Below are 26,391 nucleotides of genomic sequence, written 5' to 3' on the forward strand. Positions count from 1 at the left end.
CCAATTACGACTGCAGCTTTTCAGACAGACGCGATAACTTACCGCGGACAGAGCCATCAATGACTAAGTCACCTGCCTTAATAATTACACCGGCGATGAGCGCGGCGTCAGTGCTGCAATTCAGCTTAACTTTGCGTGCGAGACGTTTCTCTAAAGAATTACTGATCTGCTGCTGTTGTTCAGAGCTGAGCTCAGCTGCAGAAACCACATCGGCTTCCACTTCTTTTGCCCACTCATTACGGTATTGAGCAAAAAGCTCAGATACAGCAGGTAGTACCTTTAAGCGACCGTTTTCAGCCATTACCTTTATCAAGTTCTGACCTTGCTCATTGATTTGCTCACCACAAACACTAATGAAGAGTGCGGCAAGTTTAGTACTGGCTAAAGAGCCAGTTAGCAGTGGCTGCATGGTTTCGTTTTCACTAACCAGTGCGGCAAACGTGAGCATTTCTGCCCAGGTATCCACTGCATTGTGTTCAACAGCAATGTCAAAAGCTGCCTTTGCGTAAGGGCGAGCGATGGTGGTTAATTCAGCCATAACTCAAACTCCCTTATCAAATTTCAGCGACTAGTTTATTAACTATGTCACTGTGGGCGGCTGGATCAATAGAACGCTCAAGGATCTTCTCAGCACCCATGATGGCAAGAGTAGCAACCTGCTTACGCAGATCCTCTTTCACGCGATTACGTTCAGCTTCAATTTCTGCTTTACCCTGAGCGATGATTTTTGCACGCTCAGCGTCTGCTTCGGCTTTAGCTTCTTCAACTATTTGAGCTTTACGCTTGTTAGCTTGCTCAATAATTTCGTTAGCAGTCACCTTGGCTTCTTTTAGTTGGTCAGTCGCTTTCGCTTGAGCCAACTCTAGGTCTTTTACCGCACGATCAGCATCAGCTAGACCGTCAGCAATCCTTTTTTGGCGCGCTTCGATGGCATTCATCAAAGGGGGCCATACAAACTTCATGCAGAACCACACGAAGATGATAAAGGCGACCGTCTGACCGATTAGGGTAGCGTTGAAATTCACAACAGCCTCCTATTTAGAGTTAAGACAGAAGCGTTTTCTTACAGCATTGCACCCAGTGGGTTGGTGAACAGCATGAATAATGCGATACCAACACCGATCATTGTTACGGCGTCTAACAGACCCGCTACGATGAACATTTTAACTTGCAGCATAGGAGCCATTTCTGGTTGACGCGCAGCGCCTTCCAGGAACTTGCCACCTAATAAGCCGAAACCGATTGCAGTACCAAGAGCACCCATACCAATCAGCAGAGCAACAGCGATAGCTGTCATGCCTAAAATCGTTTCCATCTGTATCTCCAGTATCTAAAATCTAAATCTAATTAGTTGATGATTTAGTTTAAAATTTCTTCAGCAATCCTTAATGATCTTCATGCGCCATGCTTAAGTAAACAATGGTCAACATCATGAAGATAAACGCCTGCAGCGTGATAACCAAAATGTGGAAAATTAACCAACCTAGTTGCAGAGTCACACCCAGGGAAGATAATAACAAGTTGGTACCATACATCAGCGCAATAAGGATGAAGATCAACTCACCTGCGTACAAGTTACCGAATAGACGCAATGCCAATGAAATTGGCTTAGCAACTAAAGTAACAGTCTCTAATAGGAGGTTGACGGGTATCATTGCCTTATGGTTAAAGGGCTGTAGCGTCAGTTCTTTAACAAAACCAGACACGCCTTTGACCTTAATGCTGTAGTAAATAATCAGCACAAACACACCGATAGCTAAGCTGAAGGTGATGTTTACGTCAGTTGTCGGAACCACTTTCAAGTATGGAACGCCCGCTAAACTTGCTAACCAAGGCAGCCAGTCAACAGGAAGCATATCCATGAAGTTCATCATGAATACCCATACAAAAATGGTCAGAGCTAAAGGCGCGATCAGGGCATTGCGGCCATGAAAACTTTCTTTCACGCTGTTATCAACGAACTCAACGATCATCTCGATAAAGCATTGCAGCTTACCGGGAACCCCTGAAGTCGCTTTTTTACCAACACTACGGAAAATCCACAGGAACAGAACACCAAGACCAACCGAAAAGAACAACGAATCAATGTGCCATGTCCAGAAACCTTCACCAACATGTAAGTTGGTAAGGTGATGCTGGATATAGCCCTGCGGTGTTAACGCTTCACCAGGTGCAGCCATGATTCATCCCACTTAACTTTGCTTGAAGTATAAAGGAGCTGTCCAATGCACTATTAACGTCAGCACATAACAAACAAAAAGCGGCATAAATGCCACCTCAAGCTTGCTAAACACCAATGAAAACATTGCGATGGTTAACAGCAACTTTACCGCTTCCCCCCAGTAAAAAGTTTTAATCACTTTTGCTGCTGAACTTGCTCCCGTATGAGAGAAAGCGAGGGTTGCGAATACAAAATTAGGGAGCACAGCAATTGAACCACCTGCTAACGCAGAATAGCCAAACTGAACTCCCCACACGACGAAAAAGAGAATTGAAGCACCCCCAGCCACCGCCGCCTGCATCATCACCAATTTATAGGCTGACCACCGGCCACGACGCGCTAAAACCTTACTCAACTCATCCTCTCCGCATTCATACTTTTTGTTTCGATGACCGGATGACAAATATCCGTATTTTTGTCGATGCACAAAAAGCTTGCGAAAGTATACCTTTTCACGCCTTCATTGCAACTTTGAGATAAGGAAAAACAGCACTTTTAACGTGATATAGCGCCAAAACAGTCAAAATCCAAAATTAACATATGTCACAAATTTACATTAAAAACTGTTAATCTACAGACATTAACGAATTTTGCTAAGAATTCCGTCTAATTCAGCCAGATTCTGATAGTTAATTACAATTTTACCCTTACCCTTACTGCTATGAGCGATCGAAACCTTAGCACCTAATCTTTCAATTAACTGTTGCTCTAAACGACAAACATCTTGATCTTTAGTCGTAGTTTCGACGGGTTTGGGCGGATTTAAGGTTTGATTAATCAATCGTTCAGTTTCCCGAACGGTTAATTCCTTGGCAGCCACTAATCTCGCCAGATTTGTTTGTTCTTCACCCTCAATTGCGAGCAAAGCGCGTGCATGGCCCATATCAATGTCGCCATACTCGAGTAAACGCTTAACCGGTTCATTTAACCCGTTTAACCGTAACAAGTTAGATACACTCGCGCGAGATTTTCCCACAACATCGGCAACCTGTTGGTGAGTCAGCTCAAATTCTTGCATCAAACGTTGTAATGCAATGGCTTCTTCCATGGCATTTAAGTCTTCACGTTGAATGTTTTCAATCAACGCAATAGCAACCGCCGCTTCATCGGGAACTGGTTTAACGATACAAGGGATTTTTTCGACACCCGCCAATTGGGACGCGCGCCAACGGCGCTCACCGGCGATGATTTCATACTGGCTATCGCTAACAGGACGCACCACAATCGGCTGAATAATGCCTTGATTGCGGATGGAATGGGCGAGTTCTTCTAACGCCTCGGGAGACATGTCCTTACGAGGTTGGTATTTACCCGGTTGTAGTAGGTCGAGATCCAGATGAATAAGTTCTTCTTTTTTATCGACAACAACCACTTCTTCCGTGTGTTTTTTACTCGCGGCGTGGCTGTTACTCAGTAAAGCATCTAAGCCTTTACCTAACCCTCTTTTCTTTAACGTCATGGTTATCCTTTACGCTCGCTTAGCCTGAGTTTTCTGTTCGGAACGGCGGATCATCTCACCCGCTAACGCCAAATATGCCTTAGCCCCCGCACTCGATTTGTCGTAGTACATGGCGGGTGCACCAAAGCTCGGCGCCTCAGCCAAACGCACATTACGTGGGATCACAGTGCGATAAACCTTATCACCGAAATGCTGTTTTAACTGATCGGACACATCATTTGACAGGCGATTACGCGGGTCATACATGGTCCGCAAAATCCCTTCAATCCCCAAACCAGGATTCACCACCGCCGCTAATTTGGTGATGGTATCAATCAAGGCGGTTAAACCTTCCAGTGCAAAATACTCACACTGCATTGGCACCAGCACGGAATCCGCCGCCGACATGGCATTAACCGTCAACATGTTGAGCGAAGGTGGGCAATCGATAAAGATATAATCGTATTGATCTTTTATCGGTGCGAGCGCATTACGTAACCGCACTTCACGGGCAAAGAACTCCATGAGTTTAATTTCTGCCGCGGTCACATCGCCGTTACTGGCAATCAGATCGTATTTCCCCGTGGTGTCTTTGACCACGATCTCATCGAAGGGCTTTTCTTCAACCAGCAGTTCGTAAGCCGTGTTTTCGACTTCGTATTTATCGACACCGCTGCCCATGGTGGCATTGCCCTGAGGATCGAGATCGATCAGCAGCACTTTACGCTTAGTCGCGGCTAAAGAGGCGGCTAAGTTGACACAAGTTGTTGTTTTCCCTACGCCACCTTTCTGGTTGGCCACGGCAATTACTTTACCCACAATGTCACCCTGTATGTAAATTCTGGTTTATTGCCTACTTAAAAATCCATGCGAAATGAGGAGCTTTAAGCCTGTTATTCTTTGATTATTTTGAGTAAATGTCTTTGCTCATCGAGTCTAGGCACTTGGAGTTCGATGGTTTCGGTCACCACAAATCCAGCGGGGATTTGTTGCATCTCTTCATCACTCAGTTGTCCCTTGAGCGCATAAAATTGTCCATGCTCGGCAGGCAAGTGATGGCACCATGTCAACATATCATGGATTGAGGCAAAGGCGCGGCTGAGCACTCCATCGAATTTTTGCTCGGGTTGATAGGCCTCGACTCGGCTCTCTATCGAACTAATATTGTGGATCCCGAGTTCAAAGGCCACTTGCTTTTGAAAACGGATACGCTTGCCTAAGCTATCGAGCAGCACAAAGGTTTTATCTGGATTCATAATCGCTAAAGGAATGCCGGGAAGCCCAGGACCAGTACCCACATCGATAAAGCGCTCGCCCTGCAAATGGGGCGACACCACTAAGCTGTCCATAATATGGCGGACAAGCATCGCCTCAGGATCTCTGACCGAGGTTAAGTTATAGGCTTTATTCCATTTGTTGAGCATGCCAACAAAATCAAGCAGTTGTTTTTTCTGCTCAGCAGTGGCGTGCAGATTAATTTCGGCTAAATAGGCCTCTAACTGGGCAGATAACACTGAACAACCTCAATAAAGATACGATTATAAACTCGCTGGCTATTATGAAGCCCTGAAACGTCGAAGGGAAGCCTGAATGCTTCCCTTCTGCGACCAAACTGGCGATTAAGCTAGCTTTTACGCGCTCTTGCGTAATAAACCGCGTTTTTTCAGATGCACCAGCAGAATTGAAATCGCCGCCGGAGTGATACCTGAAATACGCGATGCTTGGCCAATGGTTTCGGGCTTATGGCTATTTAACTTAGCAATAACCTCATTTGAAAGCCCCGGAACCTCTTTGTAATCGAGATTCAATGGCAGACCTGTGTTCTCATTGCGTACCGCTTTGTTGATCTCTTCCTGCTGACGTTGGATATAGCCAGAGTACTTAACTTGGATCTGTACTTGCTCGGCAGCGAGTGGATCGGCAAGTCCTGGACCAAAGCCTTCAATCTGCATCAACTTGCTGTAATCCATTTCTGGACGACGCAGCAACTCTTCAAACGACGCTTCACGGGAGATAGGCGTGTTTAAATGCGGATTTAACACTGGCACCAAAGGTGAATTTGGATGGATCCATTGGCTACGTAGACGTTGCAGTTCTAACTCGATCGATTCCATTTTTTCACTGAAAGAGGCCCAGCGCGCATCATCCACCAGACCCAGTTCACGACCTTTTGCCGTTAAACGCAGATCGGCGTTGTCTTCACGCAGCAAGAGGCGGTATTCGGCGCGGCTGGTAAACATACGGTAGGGTTCTTTAGTCCCTAAGGTTGATAAATCGTCAACCAATACACCGATGTAGGCTTCATCACGGCGAGGACACCAAGCTTCTTTGCCCTGAACCTGCAAAGCAGCGTTCATCCCCGCGAGTAAACCTTGGGCACCAGCTTCTTCGTAACCCGTGGTACCGTTGATTTGGCCAGCGAAGAACAAACCATTGATAGTTTTGGTTTCTAACGAATTTTTAAGATCTCTTGGATCGAAATAATCGTACTCAATCGCATAACCTGGGCGAACAATCTCAGCATTTTCCATACCTTGGATCGAACGAACCAAATTTAACTGCACATCGAAAGGCAAGCTGGTGGAAATACCGTTAGGGTAGATCTCGTTGGTGTTTAAGCCTTCGGGTTCGATAAAGATCTGGTGCGATGATTTATCTGAAAAACGATGGATCTTGTCTTCGATAGAAGGGCAGTAACGTGGACCAATCCCCTCGATCACGCCTGAATACATAGGGCTGCGATCTAAGCCTCCACGGATAATATCGTGTGTCTTTTCATTGGTATGGGTGATCCAACAAGAAATTTGTTTCGGGTGATGGCTCACATCGCCCATAAACGACATCACAGGTAATGGCGTATCGCCTTTCTGCTCTGTCATCTGGGTAAAATCGATGGTGTTAGCGTCGATACGTGGTGGTGTACCGGTTTTTAAGCGGCCAACACGGATTGGTAACTCGCGTAAACGGTGGGCGAGTGCGATAGATGGTGGATCGCCAGCACGACCACCACTGTAGTTTTCTAAACCAATGTGAATTTTACCACTGAGGAAAGTACCCGCGGTTAAGACCACTGCAGGCGCTTCGAAGGCTAAGCCCATTTGGGTCACTACGCCGACTACGCGATCGTTCTCAACAACCAGATCATCAACGGCTTGTTGGAAAATACGTAAGTTGGCTTGGTTTTGCAGAATATTTTGGATCTTCTGACGATACAAAGCGCGATCAGCCTGAGCACGAGTCGCTCTTACTGCTGGGCCTTTGCTCGAGTTTAGGGTTCTAAATTGGATCCCTGCATAGTCGGTTGCGATCGCCATTGCACCGCCTAAGGCATCGATTTCTTTTACCAGATGACCTTTGCCAATACCGCCGATCGCAGGGTTACATGACATTTGGCCTAAAGTATCAAGATTATGCGTCAGCAATAATGTCTTAGAGCCCATTCTTGCTGCAGCCAATGCGGCTTCAGTTCCGGCATGACCACCACCTACAACAATAACATCAAACCGTTCATGAAAATGCATGACCCTACCTTTAGTAACTTAAGAGACCCAACGTGAGCCGATCATTTTAGCATTTGCTTTGAATGAGGTGAATGATCATTTTTAGAAAATGGATCCATAGGATCGGGACTAATAGATCTTAAGATCTTTATATAGATCTTCTTACTATGTTTACTATTAGGATCGCACTTTCCTGTGGGTAAGCTTATTTTCTTATTTATATCAAACAGTAACGAGCTTTTATTCTTGTGATCTAGCCGAGATCTACTGCCAGAAAAGGTGGGGATAGATCGGCTATTTATCCACAAGGGGGATCTTTAAGCAGATCAGGTTGTGAATAGCACAGAGGTTGATCAGATCTAAATAATAGTTTATCCACAAAAATATACATCTGAGTAGCTTTTTGTGGATAAATAAGATCTAAACTGTGGGTGGTTTGGTATGTTTTCCAAGAGAGGATCTTAAATTTGATCTTGCCATTGTGCCAACCACGCTAAAGCTGGGTCTTCTGGCACTGGATCCTGTTGTACATCGATCTGGATCTTATCCACAATGACTTTTGCACCGCTATATTCCAGCGCTTCAACTAACTTTTCTGGGCCTTGGCAAAAGGTGTCATAACTCGAATCGCCAATCGCGCATAAGGCGAACTGAACTTGGGTCAGATCCGGTGTGTTTAGCAGCAGTTCTTTACAAAATGGTTGTAAATTGTCGGGCAGATCGCCGGCACCATGGGTCGACGAAACGATGATCCAAAGGGGATATGATTGCAATTCATCCAAAGTTGGACTCAAAAAGGTATCGACTTCATGGCCTAATGGAGTGAGCTGGGCCTGCATTTCATCCGCTATATATTCACTGCTGCCGAGGGTGGTTCCGACTAATATCGCGATCTTGGTCATTGTTACTGCTCTCTGTGGTCGTTAATTTCTATCATTTTTGGGGCTTACATCTAGTTACAGTGTTTTGCTGTATAAATTTACTCACTATTGATTTGCAGTCTGCTAGTATCCTTGGCTGCAATCCTTGTTTTATACATAGGCCGTAAGGTTTTTATAACAATTATAATAGGATAACTGATGACTACTCCTGCTGATGCGCCAAAGTGGCCACGCCAAATACCCTATATTATTGCCAGTGAAGCGTGTGAGCGTTTCAGTTTTTATGGCATGCGCAACATTCTAACACCATTCTTGATGACGGCACTTTTGCTCTCTATCCCCGAAGATCTTCGTGGAGCTGTGGCCAAGGATGTGTTCCACTCGTTCGTGATTGGGGTGTATTTTTTCCCCTTACTCGGTGGTTGGATTGCAGATAGATTCTTTGGTAAGTACAACACTATTCTGTGGCTAAGCTTACTTTACTGTGTGGGCCATGCGTTCTTGGCGATTTTTGAGCACAGCGTGCAAGGCTTTTACACTGGCTTATTTTTAATTGCCTTAGGTTCGGGCGGGATTAAGCCTTTAGTTTCTTCGTTTATGGGCGATCAGTTTGATCAGAGCAACAAGTCTTTGGCGCAAAAAGCCTTCGATATGTTCTATTTTACGATCAACTTTGGTTCCTTCTTCGCATCCTTATCTATGCCATTGTTACTCAAAAACTTTGGCGCTGCAGTGGCTTTCGGGATCCCCGGTGTGTTGATGTTTATCGCCACGGTATTTTTCTGGTTGGGTCGCAAACGTTATGTGCATATGCCACCAGAACCAAAGGATCCCCATGGATTTTTACCCGTGATCCGCAGTGCCTTGCTTACTAAGGTCGAAGGCAAGGCTAATATCGGTTTAGTGTTAGCCTTAATTGGTGGTGTTTCAGCGGCTTATGCGCTGGTGAATATTCCGACGCTCGGGATTGTGGCAGGTTTATGTAGCGCTATGGTGCTGCTGATGGGATTTGTTGGCCTTGGAGCTTCATTACAGCTTGAGCGCGCGCGAGGGATTCATCCTGATGCGGCCGTGGATGGTGTACGTTCAGTGCTGCGTATTTTAGTGTTGTTCGCCTTAGTGACGCCATTTTGGTCTTTGTTCGATCAAAAGGCGTCGACCTGGATTTTGCAGGCTAACGATATGGTTAAACCTTCGTGGTTTGAACCTGCGATGATGCAGGCATTAAACCCGCTGTTAGTGATGCTGTTGATCCCATTCAATAACTTCGTTTTATATCCTGCGATTGAGCGTATGGGCGTGAAATTAACCGCGCTGCGTAAAATGGGGGCGGGGATCGCGATAACTGGCTTAAGCTGGATTGTGGTTGGGACGATTCAGTTGATGATGGACGGCGGCTCGGCGCTGTCTATCTTCTGGCAGATCTTACCCTACGCCTTACTGACCTTTGGTGAAGTATTAGTTTCGGCGACGGGTTTAGAATTTGCCTACAGCCAAGCACCTAAGGCGATGAAGGGCACTATTATGAGTTTTTGGACCTTATCGGTTACCGTCGGTAACCTTTGGGTATTGCTGGCCAATGTGAGCGTAAAAAGCCCAGCGGTGACGGAACAAATTGTTCAAACCGGTATGAGTGTGACGGCATTCCAAATGTTCTTCTTCGCGGGATTTGCGATTTTGGCAGCGGTCATCTTCGCACTCTATGCACGTTCCTATCAAATGCAGGATCATTATCGCCAAGTCTAGGTTAACCATTTAAGACAAAGCGCCTTTCAATAAAAAACGCCTTTAAATAAAAAATCAGCCCCTAAGCGAACTTAGTGGGCTGATTTTTTTATGGATAGTTTAACTAACCGCTAAAGCGAAATTATTTGCCGATACAGAATGAGCTGAAAATTTTGCCCAGTAGATCGTCAGAGGTGAAGCGGCCTGTGATTTCGGACAGGGCTAATTGCGCCATTCTCAGTTCTTCCGCTAACAGTTCACCTGCGAGGTAAATCTCTAATTGTTCTTTACCGAGTTGCAGGTGGCTTGCGGCAACATCTAATGCTTCGAGGTGACGACGACGGGCGATAAAGCCACCTTCGAGATTACTCTGATAACCCATCAAGGATTTAAGGTGTTGCTTTAATTCCTCGACGCCGAGACCTGTTTTGGCCGAGATCCGATACACGCTGTAACCTTTTTCTTCGGTCATGGCGAGGTTCTCACCGGTGAGATCGGCCTTATTGCGGACAACGGTCACGCCTAAATTGGCGGGGAGGCGATTGATAAAATCGGGCCAAATATCGTGAGGATCGACCGCATCTGTGGTGGTGCCATCGACCATAAATAACACGCGATCGGCGCTGTTGATTTCGTTCCACGCCCGCTCGATACCGATTTGTTCAACCGTATCTGTGGTGTCACGCAGGCCTGCGGTGTCGATAATATGCAGTGGCATACCATCTAAATGGATATGCTCGCGCAATACGTCGCGGGTGGTGCCAGCAATTTCAGTCACAATCGCCGACTCTTTACCCGCGAGCGCATTAAGCAGACTGGATTTTCCGGCATTGGGGCGACCGGCAATCACGACTTTCATGCCTTCACGGATAATCGAGCCTTGCTTGGCGCTGGCTTGGACGGCACTGAGTTTGTCGATAATTTTGTAGAGTGCGTTGGCAATTTTGCCATCACTTAAAAAGTCGACTTCTTCATCGGGGAAATCAATCGCGGCTTCGACGTATAAACGCAGATGGGTGACTTGATCCACCAGCTCATGGACTTCCTTCGAAAATTCACCTTGTAGTGATTGCAGCGCGCTTTTGGCGGCTTGCTCACTGGTGGCATCGATTAGATCGGCAATCGCTTCGGCCTGGGTTAAGTCCAGCTTATCGTTCATAAAGGCTTGTTCGCTAAACTCGCCTGGTTTGGCGATGCGAATGCCTTCGACTTCTAATACGCGCTTGATCAGCATATCGAGGACGATTTGACCACCGTGGCCCTGCAGCTCTAATACATCTTCACCAGTGAAGGAATTAGGGCCTTTAAAAAACAGTGCGATACCTTGATCGATCACTTGGCCTGAGGCATTTTTAAAGTCGCAGTAATCGGCGTAACGGGGTTTAGGTAAATGACCCAATACGGCCATGGCCACATCGGTTGCCTTATCACCAGAGATACGAATGATACCCACGCCGCCCCGTCCGGGCGCGGTGGCCTGTGCCACGATAGTGTCAGTTGTCACGGAAATACCCATTAATATCGATCAAATCATCTAAAGGAAAAGGCGGCTCATTAAGCCGCCTTTTTGTATATGCTGAGCCGTTAGCTCTTATCTAGCGCTTGGGCTTATTTTAAGCCTTTTTTCTCTAGACCTGCATAAATAATCTTCTGCTGGATGATGGCAACAATGTTACCCACTAACCAGTACAGTACCAGACCCGATGGGAACCACAGGAAGAATACGGTAAAGATCACTGGCATCCATTGCATCATCTTCACTTGCATTGGGTCCATGGTCGGTGCGATGGGTTGCATTTTTTGCATCACAAACATAGACGCACCCATCAGCAGCGGCAGAATGTAGTATGGATCTTGTACCGATAAGTCGTGGATCCATAACATAAATGGCGCGTGACGCAGCTCGAAGCTTTCTAACAATACCCAGTACAAGGCAATGAAGATTGGCATCTGTAGCAGGATAGGTAAACAGCCACCCATAGGGTTCACTTTTTCCTTCTTGTACAGTTCCATCATGGCTTGACCCATCTTTTGACGGTCATCGCCGAAGCGTTCTTTCAGATCCTGCAGTTTTGGCTGTAGGTTACGCATCTTCGCCATTGAGGTGTACTGCGCTTTAGTCAGCGGGAACAGTAAACCACGAACGGTTAAGGTGATCAGGATAATCGCCACACCCCAGTTACCCACAAATGATTGATAGAACATCAATAACCAGTGGATTGGGACGGCTAACCACCAAAGGAAACCGTAATCAACAACCAGGTTTAAGCTATCAGATAACGCAGATAGCGCTTTTTGATCCTTAGGACCAACATAAAACTGTGAGCTAATTTCTTGAGTCGCACCTGGTGCAATATCATATACCGCGCCACGGAAACCAATGTTAGCTAAACCGCCAGCACTTACACTCGAGAAAATGGTGTTGCTATCGGTTGCTGGTGGGATCCAAGCTGATACGAAGTAATGTTGCAGCATCGCCGCCCAACCACCGAGAGTCGGTTGATTGAGGTTGCTCTTGCTCATATCTTCAAATTTGTACTTCTCGTAACGTACATCTTGAGTCGAGAACGCGGCGCCACGGTAAGTTGGCATCATCATGCTGCTTTCAGATGGCTTGATGGTCTGTTTAATCTGACCGTACATCTGAACTTGCAATGGAGCAGCTGAGGTGTTGTTGATTTTGTAATCGATATCAACGTTAAACTTGCCACGATGGAAAACAAACACTTTTGTGTAAGTCACACCGTTATCAGCCACATAGGTCAGTGGTACTTCTAAGGTGTCTTGGCCATCGGCTAAGGTAAATTCAGTTTTGCTGGCGGCAAATGCGGCGCGACCTTTAGCACTGCTATCGATACCATCACGGCCAATCAGGCCACTCTGAGCGATATAGGTGAAATCTTTGGTTTGCTCAAGCAAAACAAATGGCTGGTCTTTACCCTGTTCCAGTTTGTGTGAAACCAGAGCTGCAAAAACGATGTCACCACCCACTGGGTTGATTTGTACATCGAGCTGATCGGTTTTAACTGTGATCAGATTTTGCGTTGCCGTTAAGGCTGCTGGGACACCTGTGTCTGCTTCTGGAACATCAGCACTGTGATTTGTGGTTGCATTCGCCACTACAGACGATTCGGTTGCAACGGGTTTTGGAGCTTTGTCTGCTTGCCACTGTTGCCACAGCAAAAAGCTGACAAACAGTAGTCCTATTAGCAATATATTGCGTTGAGATTCCATAGCCTATTTATTACACCTGTCATTTTTAGGGGGGACGGGATCACTACCGCCGGGATGCAAAGGGTGACATTTTAATATGCGTTTCAATGCAAACCAACAACCTTTCGCGGTTCCGTGCACTTTTATTGCCTCAATGGCGTAATGCGAGCATGTGGGATTGAAACGACATCGAGGCCCTAAGAGGGGGCTGATGAAGATTTGATAGCCACGAATAAACGTGGTTGCTAGCCATTGTAGCGGCGACTGAGTTTGCGCCATAGCTTTTCTATCAACTTGTTGATCTCCGCATTTTCCATTTCCATCACCCCGTTTCTGACCAGCACAACAATATCAAGGTGAGGGATGTCGTGTTGATTGAGGCGAAAACTATCTCTGATAACTCGCTTAATGCGATTACGCTGATTGGCGCGTTTTACATAGCGTTTAGCCACAGTAAGACCCAAACGCGGATGTTGTTCCGAATTAGGAATAGCAAGCAAGGTGATTTCAGCAGAAGATGCTTTGATGGGATTGGAGAATACAGATTTAAATTGCGCGGGAGTTAGCAAGCGTAACTCCCGCGTAAAGGTATAGCTAGTCAACTAGTTACCTACTTAACTTATTAAGCAGATAAACGAGCGCGACCTTTCGCACGACGACGTGCAAGCACCTTACGGCCGCCTACAGTAGCCATACGAGCGCGGAAGCCGTGAGAACGCTTGCGCTTCAGGTTGCTAGGTTGAAAAGTACGTTTACTCATGATGGCAATCCGTCTTTGTTATAAGTGAACATATCCTTATCTCTGGTGACAGAGGTAAGGGTAAAAAAGAGGCCGAATTGTAATCACTTTACTTGTCCCCGTCAACAACGAAAGTCAGTAAGTGGGTTATTTCTGCCCGTGTATCCTTTGGTCCATTTCCCGCATACACCAGAAGATGTGGATAACTCTGTGTATTGACACTACATGTAGTAGTGAAGGGGATCTATCGAGAGATCAAAGGGGCGCCATTATAGATCAATGTGGATCGCTTAATAAAGCGGGATTTGCCCTATTTGTTGAATAAAAGGATCGAATTTGATCTTTGATGATCGGGGATATCTCCATAGAATGATCTAGTTGGGGATAATTATTTTTTAAGGATAGCGATCATTGAGATCTCGCTATAGAATACACCTCTTTTTGATGATCTTTTGGGGATAACTTAGTGGCGGTTTCACTTTGGCAACAATGTATCGGAAGACTGCAAGACGAGCTTTCTGCTCAGCAGTTCAGTATGTGGATCAGACCGTTACAAGCCGAAATGGATGGAGATACTTTGGTGCTTTATGCGCCTAACCGCTTCGTGCTCGATTGGGTTAGGGATAAGTACATCAATATCATTAATCAGTTTTTTACTGAGCAAATGGGTAATGATGCACCTAAGTTACGCTTCGATATCGGTAGCCGTCCGTCAGCGAAAAAGCCTGAGCCAGCTCCAGTTGCGGCTGTGCGTGTGCCTAATCCCCAAACTAAAGCTTCAGTAGGGACTTCATTTAATACTACTGAGCCTGTTGCTAACGCTAATCATCGCAGCAATATCAATCCCACTTACCAATTCGACAACTTCGTTGAGGGTAAGTCTAACCAACTCGGTAAAGCGGCCGCACTCCAGGTTGCTGAAAATCCGGGTGGTGCCTATAACCCACTGTTCCTTTATGGTGGTACGGGTTTAGGTAAGACCCACTTATTACATGCAGTGGGTAACGGCATCATCAAAAATAATCCCAATGCGAAAGTCGTGTACATGCACTCCGAGCGTTTTGTGCAAGACATGGTGAAAGCGCTACAAAACAATGCGATCGAAGAGTTCAAACGTTATTACCGCAGTGTCGATGCCCTGTTTATCGACGATATTCAATTCTTCGCCAATAAAGACAGATCGCAGGAAGAATTTTTCCATACCTTTAACGCGCTGCTTGAAGGTAATCATCAGATCATCCTAACATCGGATCGTTATCCTAAAGAGATCGACGGTGTAGAGGACAGATTAAAATCTCGCTTTGGTTGGGGCTTAACGGTTGCGATTGAGCCGCCGGAGCTGGAAACCCGTGTGGCGATTTTGATGCGTAAAGCCCAGGAGAGCGGTATCAATCTTCCCGACGAAGTTGCCTTCTTTATTGCTAAGCGCTTACGTTCGAACGTTCGCGAGTTAGAAGGGGCGTTAAACCGCGTTATCGCCAACGCTAACTTTACTGGCCGCCCAATTACAATTGATTTTGTGCGTGAAGCCCTGCGTGACCTCTTGGCACTGCAGGAAAAATTAGTCACTATAGACAACATTCAGAAAACCGTAGCTGAATACTACAAAATCAAGATGGCTGATATGTTGTCTAAGCGTCGTTCGCGCAGTGTTGCGCGCCCTAGACAAGTGGCCATGGCGTTATCCAAAGAATTAACTAACCAGAGCTTGCCGGAAATTGGTGATGCCTTTGGTGGTCGAGATCACACCACAGTGTTACATGCCTGTCGTAAGATTGCTCAGCTACGGGAAGAGAGTCACGACATTAAAGAAGATTATGCTAACTTGATTAGAACCTTATCTTCTTAAAATCAAGGAATTTGGACACTATGAAATTTTCAATTGATAGGGACGCCCTATTAAAGCCGCTTCAATTGGTTTGTGGTGCGGTAGAAAGACGCCATAACTTGCCTATTTTGGCAAATCTCCTTGTAGAAGTTAGTGGTCACTCACTCAAAATGACAGGTACCGACCTCGAAGTTGAGTTAGTGGGACAGGCGGTCATTCATGGTGATATCGAAGAAGGTCGTACTACAGTTCCTGCTAAGAAACTGTTAGATATAGTTAAATCCTTACCCGAGCAAAGCGAGCTTAAGGTCGAGCAACAAGATAACAAATGGTTATTACGCTCTGGCCGTAGCCGTTTCTCGCTGGCAACCCTGCCCGCAGAAGAATACCCCAATGTGGAAGCCTTTCAGGCGGAAATCGAATTTACCCTTAAGCAAGGCGTGCTGAAGTCGTTGATTGATGCGACTCAGTTTTCGATGGCGAACCAAGACGTTCGTTACTATCTGAATGGTTTATTGCTCGAAACCGAAGGTAATGTGCTGCGTGCCATTGCTACCGACGGTCACCGCTTAGCCTTAAGTCACAGAACTATTGATGCGCAATTACCTGAAAAGCAAGTGATTGTGCCCCGTAAAGGCGTGATGGAAATGGCGCGTTTGTTGGAAGCCGATGATTTAGATATCGCAATTGCCATTGGTGATAATGCGATTCGTGCGACCACCAGCACCACAGTTTTTACCAGTAAATTAGTCGATGGTCGTTTCCCCGATTATCGCCGTGTGTTACCTAAGGGCGGTGATAAAATCGTTATCGCCAGCCGTAACCACTTCAAACAAGCCTTAACCCGTGCTTCTATTCTGTCGAATGAGAAGTTTCGTGGTGTACGCATTCAGTTAGAAGCGGGATTACTGAAAATCACCGCCAATAACCCAGAGCAGGAAGAAGCGGAAGAAATCATCGATGTGGATTACAACAATCAGCCACTCGAAATTGGTTTCAACGTCAGTTACTTATTGGATGTGTTAAACAACCTTAAGTCCGATGATGTGCGTATAACCTTAATCGATGGTAACTCGAGTGCTTTATTGGAAAACCACCTGGAAGAAGATTCCATGTATGTGGTTATGCCGATGCGCTTATAGTATTCCATTGCCTACTTCGTGCCATACGCCGCTTTTTAGCGGCGTATATGTCTTCAAGCCTTTATCCTTTGTTGCCTTATTTACTCGGATGGATGTGAATTGCGGTATGATGACTGTTCTGAGTCTTGGCCTAAGCCGTCGATGCGGTTTGATGAGTAACGCATGAGTCTTATCCGTCTTAATATTGATTCTTTTCGCAATATTCAATTGGCGCAGCTGAGCCCGACTGAAGGGATCAATCTAATTTACGGTCAAAATGGCAGTGGCAAAACCAGCATACTCGAGGCTATTTACTTTCTTGGGATGGGGCGTTCGTTTCGCAGCCACTTATCCCAACGGGTGATCAATAACGAACAGGATAAGTTAACCCTGTTTGCGACCTTAAATTTGCCCCGTGGCGACAGTAAAATCGGCTTGCGACGTTTCCGTAGTGGCGAAACCGAAGTCAAAATCGATGGGGAAAAGGTGAAACGGCTATCGACCTTAGCCGAAACTTTACCTATCCAAGTGATCACGCCGGAAAGCTTTTCGCTCCTGTTTGAAGGTCCTAAATCCCGTCGACAGTTTATCGATTGGGGCGCCTTTCATTCCGACCCACAGTTTTATGCGGCATGGGTGAATGTAAGACGGGTTCTAAAGCAACGAAATCAACTGCTTAGAAATAATTCTTCCTATGATCAAATCCAATATTGGGATAGGGAGTTTGTCCGTTACACCGAGCAGGTCACAGAAATACGAAACCGTTATGTAGACTCGTTAAATGAGCTACTTAAGGGTATAATCGGGGAGTTTTTACCGCAGGTAGATGTTAAGGTTTCATTTACTCGCGGCTGGGATAGCAAAACGGATTTTGCACAACTTCTCGAATCCCAATATCCCAGAGATTTGGCTACGGGTCATACCGTCAGCGGTCCCCATAAAGCTGACCTCAGACTTCGTGTAGGTAGTTTACCGGCGCAGGATGCCCTGTCCCGTGGTCAATTGAAATTATTAGTCTGTGCACTGCGTATTGCACAGGGAAAGTTGCTCAAACAACAAATAGATAAACACAGTATTTATCTTGTGGATGATCTTCCATCCGAGTTGGATGCACAGCATAGGCAGCTATTGCTTAAGCAGCTAGTGGACACTGGTGCGCAAGTGTTTGTCACTGCCATTGAGCCTGCAGCAATAGTCGATTCGTTACACACGCCTCCCAGTAGGATGTTCCATGTGGAACAGGGACGTGTAACGGTAATTGAATAACCATTGAGAGAATAATATGTCAGAGAATAGTTACGATTCTTCGAGTATTAAGGTCCTTAAGGGCCTTGATGCAGTACGTAAGAGACCTGGGATGTATATTGGTGACACCGACGACGGTACGGGTCTACATCATATGGTGTTCGAAGTAGTCGATAACTCTATCGATGAAGCCTTAGCCGGCCATTGTACTGATATCACTATTACTATCCATGTGGATGGCTCGGTCTCCGTTCGCGACGACGGCCGTGGTATTCCGGTGGCTATTCACCCGGAAGAAGGCGTGTCTGCCGCCGAGGTGATCATGACGGTACTGCACGCGGGCGGTAAGTTCGACGATAACTCTTATAAAGTGTCTGGTGGTCTGCACGGCGTGGGTGTGTCGGTAGTTAACGCGCTCTCTAAAAAGCTGCAGTTAACCATTCGCCGCGAAGGAAAAGTCCACGAACAGTTTTATACCCACGGTGTACCTGACGAGCCAATCAAAGTGATCGGCGATGCGACTAAAACTGGTACCGAAATCCGTTTTTGGCCAAGTGAAGAAACCTTCAGCGATGTTGAGTTCCACTTCGAGATTCTGGCCAAGCGCGTGCGCGAACTGTCATTCCTCAACTCAGGCGTGGGTATCCGCTTAGTCGACGAGCGTGACAATAAGAATGAATTCTTTAAATATGAAGGTGGTATCAGCGCATTCGTTGATTATCTGAACCGTAATAAAACGCCAGTAAACAAAGACGTATTCCACTTTATGCAAGAGCGTGAAGATGGCATTACCGTTGAAGTGGCGATGCAGTGGAACGATGGTTACCAAGAAAGCATTTTCTGTTTTACCAACAACATTCCACAACGCGATGGTGGTACTCACTTAGCGGGTTTCCGTAGTGCGTTGACACGTAACCTCAACAACTACATGGAAAACGAAGGCTATAACAAGAAAGGCAAAACCAACGCGACAGGCGATGACGCCCGCGAAGGTTTAACAGCCGTGATTTCAGTTAAAGTGCCTGATCCTAAGTTCAGCTCGCAAACTAAAGACAAGTTAGTCTCTAGCGAAGTGAAAGCCGCGGTTGAACAAACCATGGGTGAAAAGCTAAACGACTATCTGCTGGAAAACCCTGCCGATGCTAAGTTAATCGTCGGTAAGATTGTCGATGCGGCCCGTGCCCGTGAAGCGGCGCGTAAAGCCCGTGAAATGACCCGTCGTAAAGGCGCACTCGATTTAGGTGGTTTGCCAGGTAAGCTGGCGGATTGCCAAGAGAAAGACCCTGGTCTTTCAGAAATCTACATAGTGGAAGGGGACTCTGCTGGCGGTAGCGCTAAGCAGGGACGTAACCGTAAGAACCAAGCGATTCTGCCACTGAAAGGTAAAATCTTAAACGTTGAGAAAGCGCGTTTCGATAAAATGCTTTCTTCTCAAGAGGTTGCAACGCTAATTACCGCACTTGGCTGTGGTATTGGTCGCGACGAATACAACCCAGATAAGACGCGTTACCACAACATCATCATCATGACGGATGCTGACGTCGACGGCTCGCACATTCGTACCTTGCTGTTGACCTTCTTCTTCCGCCAAATGCCTGAACTGATTGAACGTGGTTATGTGTATATTGCTCAGCCGCCTTTATTCAAAGTGAAGAAAGGTAAGCAAGAACAATATCTCAAAGACGAAGCAGCACTGACTCAGTATCTGACTACTCAAGCGTTAGATGGTACTAGCATTTACCCATCTCAAGGTGCGCCTGGTATGTCGGGTGAGCCATTAGAGCGTTTAGTGACTCAATACCGTGAAGTGGAAGCGATTGTGGCCCGTTTAGAGCAACGTTACCCAACGCAGATCACCAACCGCATGCTTTATCATCCAATGATCAACAACGAAATGTTGGCGGATGAAGGCAAGATGAAGGAATGGATCGACGCCTTTATCCATGAGCTGGTGGAATTAGAAAACAGCGGTGTGTTGTATTCTGGTGAGCCTGTGCTCGATCCTGAGCGCAAAGTGTATCTGCCGAAGATCACTATCCGTAAACACGGTATCGATACACACTACCTGTTCAGCTACGACTTCTTCCAATCAACGGACTACCAACGCATTGGTAAGTTAGGTGCGGCACTTGAAGGCCTGATTGAAGTCGGTGGTTATGTACAACGTGGCGACCGTGTGAAGGAAGTGGGTAGCTTCATTGAAGCGTTAGATTGGACCATCGGCGAAGCCAAGCGTGGCCTCTACATCCAACGCTATAAAGGATTGGGTGAGATGAACCCTGAGCAATTGTGGGAAACCACAATGGATCCTGAATCTCGCCGCATGCTGCAAGTGACGATTGATGATGCCGTTGGTGCGGATCAGCTGTTTACTTGTTTGATGGGCGACCAAGTGGAACCACGCCGTGACTTTATCGAAGCCAACGCGCTGAACGTGGCTAACTTAGATGTTTAACATCTAGACGTTTAATCTTTATATCGTTAGCGATTGATAAAAAAGGGAAAGCTTAGCTTTCCCTTTTTGTTTTATTGCAACCTATCTATCAACACCCGCCTCATCGGCGTCTACGATTTCAGTTTCGGCTTTAGCGGCTTGTATCCAGGCCTGCATTTCTGGCTGATTGACGATAAATTCCATATAGGCTCTACTCGCTTGTGATACTTCAATCTCATAGGTGAAGAAGCGCATCACAACCGGCACAAACATCATATCTGCTATCGACCACTTGCCAAATAACCAAGTGCCTTGGGGGTTGGCAAACTCTGCCATTTGCTGTGACCAGATATTGTCGATGCGGGCAATATCCTGCAACACGGCAGGGCTTAATTCGACATAACGATGGGCGCGGATATTCATCGGCAGGGCATTTCGTAGGGCATGAAAGCCTGAATGCATTTCACAGGCGAAGGAGCGAGCCTTAGCCTTTTGTTTCGGGTCTTGTGGCCATGCAGAGCCTGAAAGATAAGTATCGTTGATATATTCGCAAATCGACAGCGAATCCCAAACCGTGATATTTCCATCGATGAGAGTTGGAACTTTTAGGGTAGGCGAAATGGATTTGAGCCGCTGATAAAAGCTATCGGTATCGAGCTGTAATAGGCTTTCATCGAACTGAATACCTGATTTTGCAGCCATTAACCAAGCGCGGAGCGACCAACTAGAGTAGTTTTTATTGCCAATATAGAGTTCCATTTTCACCTTCCTGTTTGGGGTTGTGTTTATCAATATAGGCGCTTGTACTTTGCATGACTAACGAATAGATTTGATGTTATCTATCAGCAAAATGAATAGATAGACTGACCTCAGATAGGAAACATGATGGATATAGAAGCGCTGCGCAGCTTTGTGGCATTTGTCGATACCGGGAGTTTTACCCGCGCGGCAATGCAAACCTATAAGACTCAATCTGCCGTCAGTATGCAAATGAAGCGCTTAGAGCAAGAGCTGGGAAAAACGCTTTTTGTAAAAGAGGGGCGAAACTTAGTCTTATCTACCGAAGGCCAACGTTTTGGCTTATACGCTAAGCAATTACTGCAACTACACGATGAGACTGTCACTACCATTAAGCAGACCCAAGTCGGCACACAATTGCATTTAGGTTGTCCCGATGACTATGCCGAATCCGTGTTACCGCGGATAGTGGCGTTGTTACATGGTCACATTAAGCAACTCGATCTTCAAATTACCTGCGCCTCGAGCCAAAAGCTGCGGATCATGCTGGATTCCGGGCAACTCGATGCGGCGATAGTGACTCGTTTGCCCGAGTCCGATGAAGGCTACTTATTACAAACCTCGAAAGGCGTTTGGGTGAGCGCGAGTGGTTCGAACTTGAGTGATGCCGATCCGTTACCCATAGCGCTTTTCCAGAAGGATTGTAAATTCCATATTGCGGCGTTAGATGGATTGATGAAGCAAGATAGGCATTATCAGTTGTTAGCCTGTAGCAGCAGTGCTACGGCTCTTAAAGCGATAGTGGCTAAGGATTTGGCTATTAGTGCCATGGCCGAATGCAGTGTATCGGCACCACTGAATATTATTGATTCTGAAATACTTCCACCCTTGCCTGTGGTCGCCGTCGCGCTGGTTATTTCCGCTAAAGCTTACTCACCCATAAATGCGGAGTTGGCCAAGCAAATTGCGCGAGCCTATCAAGGCTACTTGGAATAAGGTTTCACGTGAAACAATTTAATGATCTAACGCAGCCTTAAGCTTGAGGGCATATACTAAAACGGCGTGTGATTCGAATAGCCTCGCATATCAAAGACAATGGACTGATAATCTATGCGGGCTCGGTAACCACCATTCTTATAGGTTAGGATATTTTGATTAAGTCCATATTTAATAAAATCTTTAATATTCGTGAACAGACTATTCTTGAGCGACCTAAAAGCTTTAGTCAAACCGATCTCAGCAAACCTGTAACGGCAGTCTCTGGTAAGCAACCGCCTGAAGAGCCGCAGGATACTTCTGTAAGTATTGATCTTGCGGCACTGTTTTACAGCCTGTTATTTCCGGCTAGAACCAAAGATGCTGGTGGCGTTGCTAATAACCTTGAACGGCGTGTTATGGCTGAAATAGAGCTGGCCTTAGCATCGCCACAAGTGATAGCCGAAAAAGTGCTTAAGCTTCCCTCTAAGGTTTTGGAATTAGACCGTAAATTAGCTGAGCCACAGTTTGATACTAAGGACTTGTTGGCGTTAATCGAGAAAGATCCTTTACTGAGCGTCGAAGTGCTTAAGCTGTGTAATTCACCAGCCTTTAAGCGTGGCGATCGAGAGGTCACCAGCCTGCAGCAGGCTTTAGTGCAGCTTGGCCGTGAGCAGTTACGCCGCTTTGTTACTAGCTGCCTAGTGCGTGAAATGCTCGATATTAAACCCATTTATTTTCGTCGCTTTGGTGCCGAAATTTGGCGTCATTCAATGCAGGTGGCCTTTTTAACCAGCGAACTGAGTGAAGAAGATAGAGACACGGCATTCCTATTAGGATTACTGCATGATGTGGGTAAGCTCGCCATCTTTAAAATGTTGCTCGATGCCTTTGTGCAAGCAGAACCGGGGGAGCAGCCAAATTCATGGTTATTCCGACAAGTGATGACGGCAAAATCTCTCACCTTAAGCGCTCTGTTAGCAAAGCATTGGCAATTGCCAAGTACCTTTGAAACCGAGCTGGATAAATTAGCCCATGTCCATACTCGGCCGAATGAGGGAATTGCCGCTGTGGTTTGGCGCGCCAATATCATCAGTGAGATTTCGATGTTGCAGCAAGCGGGTAAATTGCCTGCTGAGATGCTGAGCAACTTGTTAGCCTTGGTTGGACTCGAGCCCGCTCAATTCGAAGCGTTGCACGAGAAACTTCAGCAGTTTTAATATATTGCAGCCAATAAAAAACGCGCTATATGCGCGTTTTTTATTAAGACTCTAACGTGCGATTTACTGAAGCAGAGAAATATCCGCTACATGTAAGAACTGTTCACGTAGGTTATTTAGCAGTGCTAAACGGTTGTTTTTCAATGCTTCGTCATCCGCCATAACCATCACGTCCTCGAAGAACTGGTCAACACTCTCACGTAAGCTTGCCAGCAGTGTTAATGCCTGTTGGTAATCAGCATTAGCGAACAGCGGAGCGAGTTGAGGTTGCAGTTCGGCAAGCTTAGCAGCTAATGCTTGTTCTGCGGCTTCGGCTAACAGAGCTGAGTTAATCGCGGTGGGTAATTCACCTTCCACTTTCGCCAGAATGTTAGACACACGCTTGTTCGCCGCAGCCAGAGCGCTAGAGGCTTCTAAGCTTCTGAAGTGAGATACAGCGTTGATACGGCTATCAAAATCAGCAGGGCGAGTTGGGCGACGTGCCAATACGGCGAGGATCACGTCAACATCGATACCTTTATCTTGGTACCAAGCACGGAAACGCGCCATTAGGAACTCAAGCACTTCATCGCTTGCATTCGCGTTGCTTAAGTTAGTGCCATGAAGTTCTTGAGCCTTAGCAATCAGAGTCACTAAGTCCAGTGGCAGCTTGTTCTCAACGATAATGCGTAGCACACCGATAGCGGCGCGGCGCAGTGCGAATGGGTCGGCAGCGCCCTTAGGTGCCTGACCAATACCGAAGATACCGACTAAGGTATCGAGTTTATCCGCTAAGGCTACTGCGCAAGATACCGCTGCAGTTGGAACCGTATCGCCAGAGAATTTGGGCTTGTATTGCTCTTCCATGGCCAAGGCGACGGCTTCTGTTTCACCGTCTAGGCGGGCGTAATGCATGCCCATAGTGCCTTGAGTATCGGTAAACTCCATCACCATATTGGTCATTAAGTCAGTTTTAGACAATAAACCAGCACGCGCTGCATCAACGGCGTTAGCGCCAGTTTGCTCTGCAATAAAGGCGGCTAGGGCAGATATACGAGTAACTTTGTCTTTTAAGGTACCGAGTTGTTGTTGGAACAAGACGGTCTCAAGACTCGATAAACGTGATTCTAGCGTGTGCTTTTTGTCGGTATTGAAGAAGAACTCAGCATCGGCCAAGCGTGGACGAACCACTTTCTCGTTACCCGCAATGATTTGCGCCGGATCTTTTGATTCGATGTTCGCGACAAAGATGAAGTTTGGCAGTAACTTACCGGCATCATCGAATACTGGGAAGTATTTCTGATCGCCCTTCATCGTATAAACCAAGGCTTCTGAAGGTACGTTTAAGAACTTCTCTTCAAAGCTTGCGGTTAATACGACTGGCCATTCAACCAAAGAGGTGACTTCTTCGAGCAGGTCATCTTCGATATCGGCGGTGCCACCAATCTTAGCGGCCGCTTTTTCTGCATCGGCTTTGATTAAGGCTTTACGGCTTTCGTAATCGGCGATGACTTTACCTTTTTCTTTCAGTAGCGTCAGGTAGTTGTCTGCATGGTCAAGCTCGAAGCCTGTACCCATAAAGCGGTGACCACGAACATTACGTGCCGATTTAATGCCGAGTAATTCACCTTCGATTAACTCACTGCCTAACAGCATAGTGGCTGTGTGAACAGGGCGAATAAATTGTGTCTTGCTGCTTCCCCAGCGCATTGGCTTAGGAATGGGTAACTTATCCAGCGCACGTTGCGCCATCGCAGCGATTAAGCTTTTGGTTTCAACGCCTTCGACTTTGGCGTTATAAACCAGCCATTCACCTTTATCGGTCACTAAACGCTCGGCTTGGTCAACGGTAATACCGTTACCACGTGCCCAACCTTCTGCGGCTTTCGTTGGTTTACCTTCGGCATCGAATGCTGAGCTGACAGCGGGGCCGCGTTTTTCAACGATTTTGTCCGCTTGAGCAAGCGCTAGTTCTGTCACATTAATGGCGAGACGACGGGGTGCTGCATACCAAACAGCTGATTTAAAAGCTAAATCTGCTTTGGTTAGCTCTTCGGTAAAGTTCGCGAGGAAAGACTCTGCTAGTTTACGCAGCGCCTTTGGCGGCAGCTCTTCTGTGCCTAACTCGATGAGTAAGTTTTCAAAATTCATGTGTTACCTCTACTTACACATTGGGAAGCCAAGCGCTTCGCGTGCCTGATAATAGGATTCAGCAACGGCTTTAGCCATGGTACGAACGCGCAGGATATAACGCTGACGTTCAGTCACTGAAATAGCGTGGCGTGCATCGAGCAGGTTGAAGGCGTGCGAGGCTTTCATCACTTGCTCATAGGCTGGCAGAGGTAATGGTTTTTCAAGCGACAATAAGTGCTGACACATCTTTTCGCATTGATCGAACAGGGCAAACATAAAGTCGACGTCTGCGTGCTCAAAGTTATAGGTCGATTGCTCAACTTCGTTTTGGTGGAACACATCGCCGTAGGTGATGCGACCCATTGGGCCATCGGTCCATACTAGGTCGTAAACGCTATCCACACCTTGGATATACATGGCGAGACGCTCTAAACCGTAGGTGATCTCACCCGTGACAGGGCTACACTCTAAGCCGCCGACTTGTTGGAAGTAAGTAAACTGAGTCACTTCCATGCCGTTTAACCAGACTTCCCAACCCAGACCCCAAGCGCCTAGCGTTGGTGATTCCCAGTTGTCTTCCACAAAGCGAATGTCGTGGATTTGTGTATCAATACCAAGAGCTTGCAGAGAACCTAAATAGAGTTCTTGGATATTATCCGGTGACGGTTTTAACACGACTTGGAATTGGTAGTAGTGCTGCAGACGGTTTGGGTTTTCACCGTAACGGCCGTCAGTAGGGCGGCGCGATGGCTGCACATAGGCACTGCTCATTGGCTCAGGCCCTAAAGAGCGTAGGAAAGTTTGTGGGTGGAATGTACCCGCACCGACTTCCATATCTAGAGGTTGAACGATTGCACAGCCTTGCTGCGCCCAATATTCCTGTAGGGTTAGAATGAAACCCTGAAATGTTTTTACGTCGTGTTTCGTCGTCATGTCTACTTGTCTACTGCCGTCAGCTTTAATAGAAAATGGTTTCGATTATACCTTGTAGATCTCTGCTT

The 26,391-nt window shown here is 46.5% G+C and carries 25 protein-coding genes; 7 read left to right on the forward strand and 18 right to left on the reverse strand.

The window, feature by feature from the left end; genetic code table 11:
• Positions 1–4: 4 nt before the first annotated feature.
• From atpH to mioC, 10 genes are all read right to left on the reverse strand, one after another.
• Positions 5–538 carry a F0F1 ATP synthase subunit delta gene (gene atpH, locus CBX96_RS18800; RefSeq protein ID WP_086903508.1) on the reverse strand — a complete coding sequence of 178 codons (534 nt, stop codon included), beginning with the start codon at positions 536–538 and terminating at the stop codon, positions 5–7.
• A 16-nt stretch (positions 539–554) separates the two neighbouring features.
• Positions 555–1,025, reverse strand: a complete 471-nt coding sequence (atpF, locus tag CBX96_RS18805) for a F0F1 ATP synthase subunit B (protein ID WP_011624650.1) — start codon at positions 1,023–1,025, stop codon at positions 555–557.
• Positions 1,026–1,063: 38 nt separating this feature from the next.
• A complete protein-coding gene (gene atpE / locus CBX96_RS18810; RefSeq protein ID WP_006083840.1) occupies positions 1,064–1,315 on the reverse strand; it encodes a F0F1 ATP synthase subunit C in 252 nt (83 codons plus the stop codon).
• Positions 1,316–1,385: 70 nt separating this feature from the next.
• Positions 1,386–2,180, reverse strand: coding sequence for a F0F1 ATP synthase subunit A (gene atpB / locus CBX96_RS18815; RefSeq protein WP_011718837.1), 795 nt, complete (start codon positions 2,178–2,180; stop codon positions 1,386–1,388).
• Between the two features lie 12 nt (positions 2,181–2,192).
• Positions 2,193–2,576, reverse strand: coding sequence for an ATP synthase subunit I (locus tag CBX96_RS18820; protein WP_011624652.1), 384 nt, complete (start codon positions 2,574–2,576; stop codon positions 2,193–2,195).
• Between the two features lie 225 nt (positions 2,577–2,801).
• Positions 2,802–3,680 carry a ParB/RepB/Spo0J family partition protein gene (locus CBX96_RS18825; protein WP_011718839.1) on the reverse strand — a complete coding sequence of 293 codons (879 nt, stop codon included), beginning with the start codon at positions 3,678–3,680 and terminating at the stop codon, positions 2,802–2,804.
• Positions 3,681–3,689: 9 nt separating this feature from the next.
• Complete coding sequence (locus CBX96_RS18830; protein ID WP_011718840.1) at positions 3,690–4,478, reverse strand: ParA family protein; 789 nt, start codon at positions 4,476–4,478, stop codon at positions 3,690–3,692.
• Between the two features lie 74 nt (positions 4,479–4,552).
• Positions 4,553–5,173 (reverse strand): 16S rRNA (guanine(527)-N(7))-methyltransferase RsmG, encoded by a 621-nt coding sequence (gene rsmG, locus CBX96_RS18835; RefSeq protein ID WP_109287711.1) that lies wholly within the window; start codon positions 5,171–5,173, stop codon positions 4,553–4,555.
• A 117-nt stretch (positions 5,174–5,290) separates the two neighbouring features.
• Positions 5,291–7,180 (reverse strand): tRNA uridine-5-carboxymethylaminomethyl(34) synthesis enzyme MnmG, encoded by a 1,890-nt coding sequence (gene mnmG / locus CBX96_RS18840; RefSeq protein ID WP_086903509.1) that lies wholly within the window; start codon positions 7,178–7,180, stop codon positions 5,291–5,293.
• Between the two features lie 440 nt (positions 7,181–7,620).
• Positions 7,621–8,061, reverse strand: coding sequence for an FMN-binding protein MioC (mioC, locus tag CBX96_RS18845; protein ID WP_109287712.1), 441 nt, complete (start codon positions 8,059–8,061; stop codon positions 7,621–7,623).
• 177 nt (positions 8,062–8,238) lie between these two features.
• On the opposite strand from mioC, the gene CBX96_RS18850 reads away from it, so the two are divergent.
• The gene (locus CBX96_RS18850; RefSeq protein WP_089068869.1) at positions 8,239–9,786 is read left to right on the forward strand and encodes a POT family MFS transporter; all 1,548 of its coding nucleotides are present in this window, start codon (positions 8,239–8,241) and stop codon (positions 9,784–9,786) included.
• 121 nt (positions 9,787–9,907) lie between these two features.
• On the opposite strand, the gene mnmE is transcribed toward CBX96_RS18850, so the two are convergent.
• From mnmE to rpmH, 5 genes are all read right to left on the reverse strand, one after another.
• A complete protein-coding gene (gene mnmE / locus CBX96_RS18855; protein WP_088212876.1) occupies positions 9,908–11,269 on the reverse strand; it encodes a tRNA uridine-5-carboxymethylaminomethyl(34) synthesis GTPase MnmE in 1,362 nt (453 codons plus the stop codon).
• A gap of 104 nt (positions 11,270–11,373) precedes the next feature.
• A complete protein-coding gene (gene yidC, locus CBX96_RS18860) occupies positions 11,374–12,999 on the reverse strand; it encodes a membrane protein insertase YidC (protein ID WP_109287713.1) in 1,626 nt (541 codons plus the stop codon).
• Positions 13,000–13,002: 3 nt separating this feature from the next.
• Positions 13,003–13,257, reverse strand: a complete 255-nt coding sequence (gene yidD / locus CBX96_RS18865; protein WP_011624661.1) for a membrane protein insertion efficiency factor YidD — start codon at positions 13,255–13,257, stop codon at positions 13,003–13,005.
• Positions 13,224–13,580, reverse strand: a complete 357-nt coding sequence (rnpA, locus tag CBX96_RS18870) for a ribonuclease P protein component (protein WP_007652336.1) — start codon at positions 13,578–13,580, stop codon at positions 13,224–13,226. The genes yidD and rnpA overlap by 34 nt, the downstream gene beginning before the upstream one ends.
• A gap of 20 nt (positions 13,581–13,600) precedes the next feature.
• Positions 13,601–13,738, reverse strand: a complete 138-nt coding sequence (gene rpmH, locus CBX96_RS18875) for a 50S ribosomal protein L34 (protein ID WP_006083827.1) — start codon at positions 13,736–13,738, stop codon at positions 13,601–13,603.
• A gap of 445 nt (positions 13,739–14,183) precedes the next feature.
• Here rpmH and dnaA point away from each other — a divergent pair, with 445 nt between their 5' ends.
• The 4 genes from dnaA (at position 14,184) to gyrB (ending at position 20,366) form a co-directional block, all read left to right on the forward strand.
• Positions 14,184–15,566, forward strand: a complete 1,383-nt coding sequence (gene dnaA / locus CBX96_RS18880) for a chromosomal replication initiator protein DnaA (protein ID WP_109287714.1) — start codon at positions 14,184–14,186, stop codon at positions 15,564–15,566.
• A gap of 20 nt (positions 15,567–15,586) precedes the next feature.
• A complete protein-coding gene (gene dnaN / locus CBX96_RS18885) occupies positions 15,587–16,687 on the forward strand; it encodes a DNA polymerase III subunit beta (RefSeq protein ID WP_011620839.1) in 1,101 nt (366 codons plus the stop codon).
• Between the two features lie 162 nt (positions 16,688–16,849).
• Positions 16,850–17,932 carry a DNA replication/repair protein RecF gene (gene recF / locus CBX96_RS18890; RefSeq protein ID WP_086903526.1) on the forward strand — a complete coding sequence of 361 codons (1,083 nt, stop codon included), beginning with the start codon at positions 16,850–16,852 and terminating at the stop codon, positions 17,930–17,932.
• A gap of 16 nt (positions 17,933–17,948) precedes the next feature.
• The gene (gyrB, locus tag CBX96_RS18895; protein ID WP_011620841.1) at positions 17,949–20,366 is read left to right on the forward strand and encodes a DNA topoisomerase (ATP-hydrolyzing) subunit B; all 2,418 of its coding nucleotides are present in this window, start codon (positions 17,949–17,951) and stop codon (positions 20,364–20,366) included.
• Between the two features lie 81 nt (positions 20,367–20,447).
• Here gyrB and CBX96_RS18900 read toward each other — a convergent pair whose 3' ends face one another.
• Complete coding sequence (locus CBX96_RS18900; protein WP_109287715.1) at positions 20,448–21,104, reverse strand: glutathione S-transferase family protein; 657 nt, start codon at positions 21,102–21,104, stop codon at positions 20,448–20,450.
• Positions 21,105–21,230: 126 nt separating this feature from the next.
• Between CBX96_RS18900 and CBX96_RS18905 the strand changes: the two genes are divergently transcribed.
• Both CBX96_RS18905 and CBX96_RS18910 read left to right on the forward strand, forming a co-directional pair.
• Entirely contained in the window at positions 21,231–22,079 is an 849-nt protein-coding gene (locus CBX96_RS18905) for a LysR family transcriptional regulator (RefSeq protein ID WP_109287716.1), read from the forward strand.
• Positions 22,080–22,234: 155 nt separating this feature from the next.
• Entirely contained in the window at positions 22,235–23,278 is a 1,044-nt protein-coding gene (locus CBX96_RS18910; RefSeq protein ID WP_109287717.1) for an HDOD domain-containing protein, read from the forward strand.
• A 63-nt stretch (positions 23,279–23,341) separates the two neighbouring features.
• On the opposite strand, the gene glyS is transcribed toward CBX96_RS18910, so the two are convergent.
• A complete protein-coding gene (gene glyS, locus CBX96_RS18915) occupies positions 23,342–25,408 on the reverse strand; it encodes a glycine--tRNA ligase subunit beta (RefSeq protein WP_109287718.1) in 2,067 nt (688 codons plus the stop codon).
• 9 nt (positions 25,409–25,417) lie between these two features.
• Positions 25,418–26,323 carry a glycine--tRNA ligase subunit alpha gene (glyQ, locus tag CBX96_RS18920; RefSeq protein ID WP_011070431.1) on the reverse strand — a complete coding sequence of 302 codons (906 nt, stop codon included), beginning with the start codon at positions 26,321–26,323 and terminating at the stop codon, positions 25,418–25,420.
• Positions 26,324–26,391: the final 68 nt, after the last annotated feature.

Origin of the sequence: Shewanella sp. BC20 (assembly GCF_003129585.1) — a bacterium.
Lineage (GTDB): Bacteria > Pseudomonadota > Gammaproteobacteria > Enterobacterales > Shewanellaceae > Shewanella > Shewanella seohaensis.

Coding starts and splice junctions, on each gene's coding strand:
- atpH (WP_086903508.1), bottom strand. CDS start 538: ATGGCTGAATTAACCACCATCGCTCGCCCTTACGCAAAGGCAGCTTTT.
- atpE (WP_006083840.1), bottom strand. CDS start 1,315: ATGGAAACGATTTTAGGCATGACAGCTATCGCTGTTGCTCTGCTGATT.
- atpB (WP_011718837.1), bottom strand. CDS start 2,180: ATGGCTGCACCTGGTGAAGCGTTAACACCGCAGGGCTATATCCAGCAT.
- CBX96_RS18825 (WP_011718839.1), bottom strand. CDS start 3,680: ATGACGTTAAAGAAAAGAGGGTTAGGTAAAGGCTTAGATGCTTTACTG.
- mnmG (WP_086903509.1), bottom strand. CDS start 7,180: ATGCATTTTCATGAACGGTTTGATGTTATTGTTGTAGGTGGTGGTCAT.
- mioC (WP_109287712.1), bottom strand. CDS start 8,061: ATGACCAAGATCGCGATATTAGTCGGAACCACCCTCGGCAGCAGTGAA.
- CBX96_RS18850 (WP_089068869.1), top strand. CDS start 8,239: ATGACTACTCCTGCTGATGCGCCAAAGTGGCCACGCCAAATACCCTAT.
- yidC (WP_109287713.1), bottom strand. CDS start 12,999: ATGGAATCTCAACGCAATATATTGCTAATAGGACTACTGTTTGTCAGC.
- yidD (WP_011624661.1), bottom strand. CDS start 13,257: ATGGCGCAAACTCAGTCGCCGCTACAATGGCTAGCAACCACGTTTATT.
- rpmH (WP_006083827.1), bottom strand. CDS start 13,738: ATGAGTAAACGTACTTTTCAACCTAGCAACCTGAAGCGCAAGCGTTCT.
- dnaN (WP_011620839.1), top strand. CDS start 15,587: ATGAAATTTTCAATTGATAGGGACGCCCTATTAAAGCCGCTTCAATTG.
- recF (WP_086903526.1), top strand. CDS start 16,850: ATGAGTCTTATCCGTCTTAATATTGATTCTTTTCGCAATATTCAATTG.
- gyrB (WP_011620841.1), top strand. CDS start 17,949: ATGTCAGAGAATAGTTACGATTCTTCGAGTATTAAGGTCCTTAAGGGC.
- CBX96_RS18900 (WP_109287715.1), bottom strand. CDS start 21,104: ATGGAACTCTATATTGGCAATAAAAACTACTCTAGTTGGTCGCTCCGC.
- CBX96_RS18905 (WP_109287716.1), top strand. CDS start 21,231: ATGGATATAGAAGCGCTGCGCAGCTTTGTGGCATTTGTCGATACCGGG.
- glyS (WP_109287718.1), bottom strand. CDS start 25,408: ATGAATTTTGAAAACTTACTCATCGAGTTAGGCACAGAAGAGCTGCCG.
- glyQ (WP_011070431.1), bottom strand. CDS start 26,323: ATGACGACGAAACACGACGTAAAAACATTTCAGGGTTTCATTCTAACC.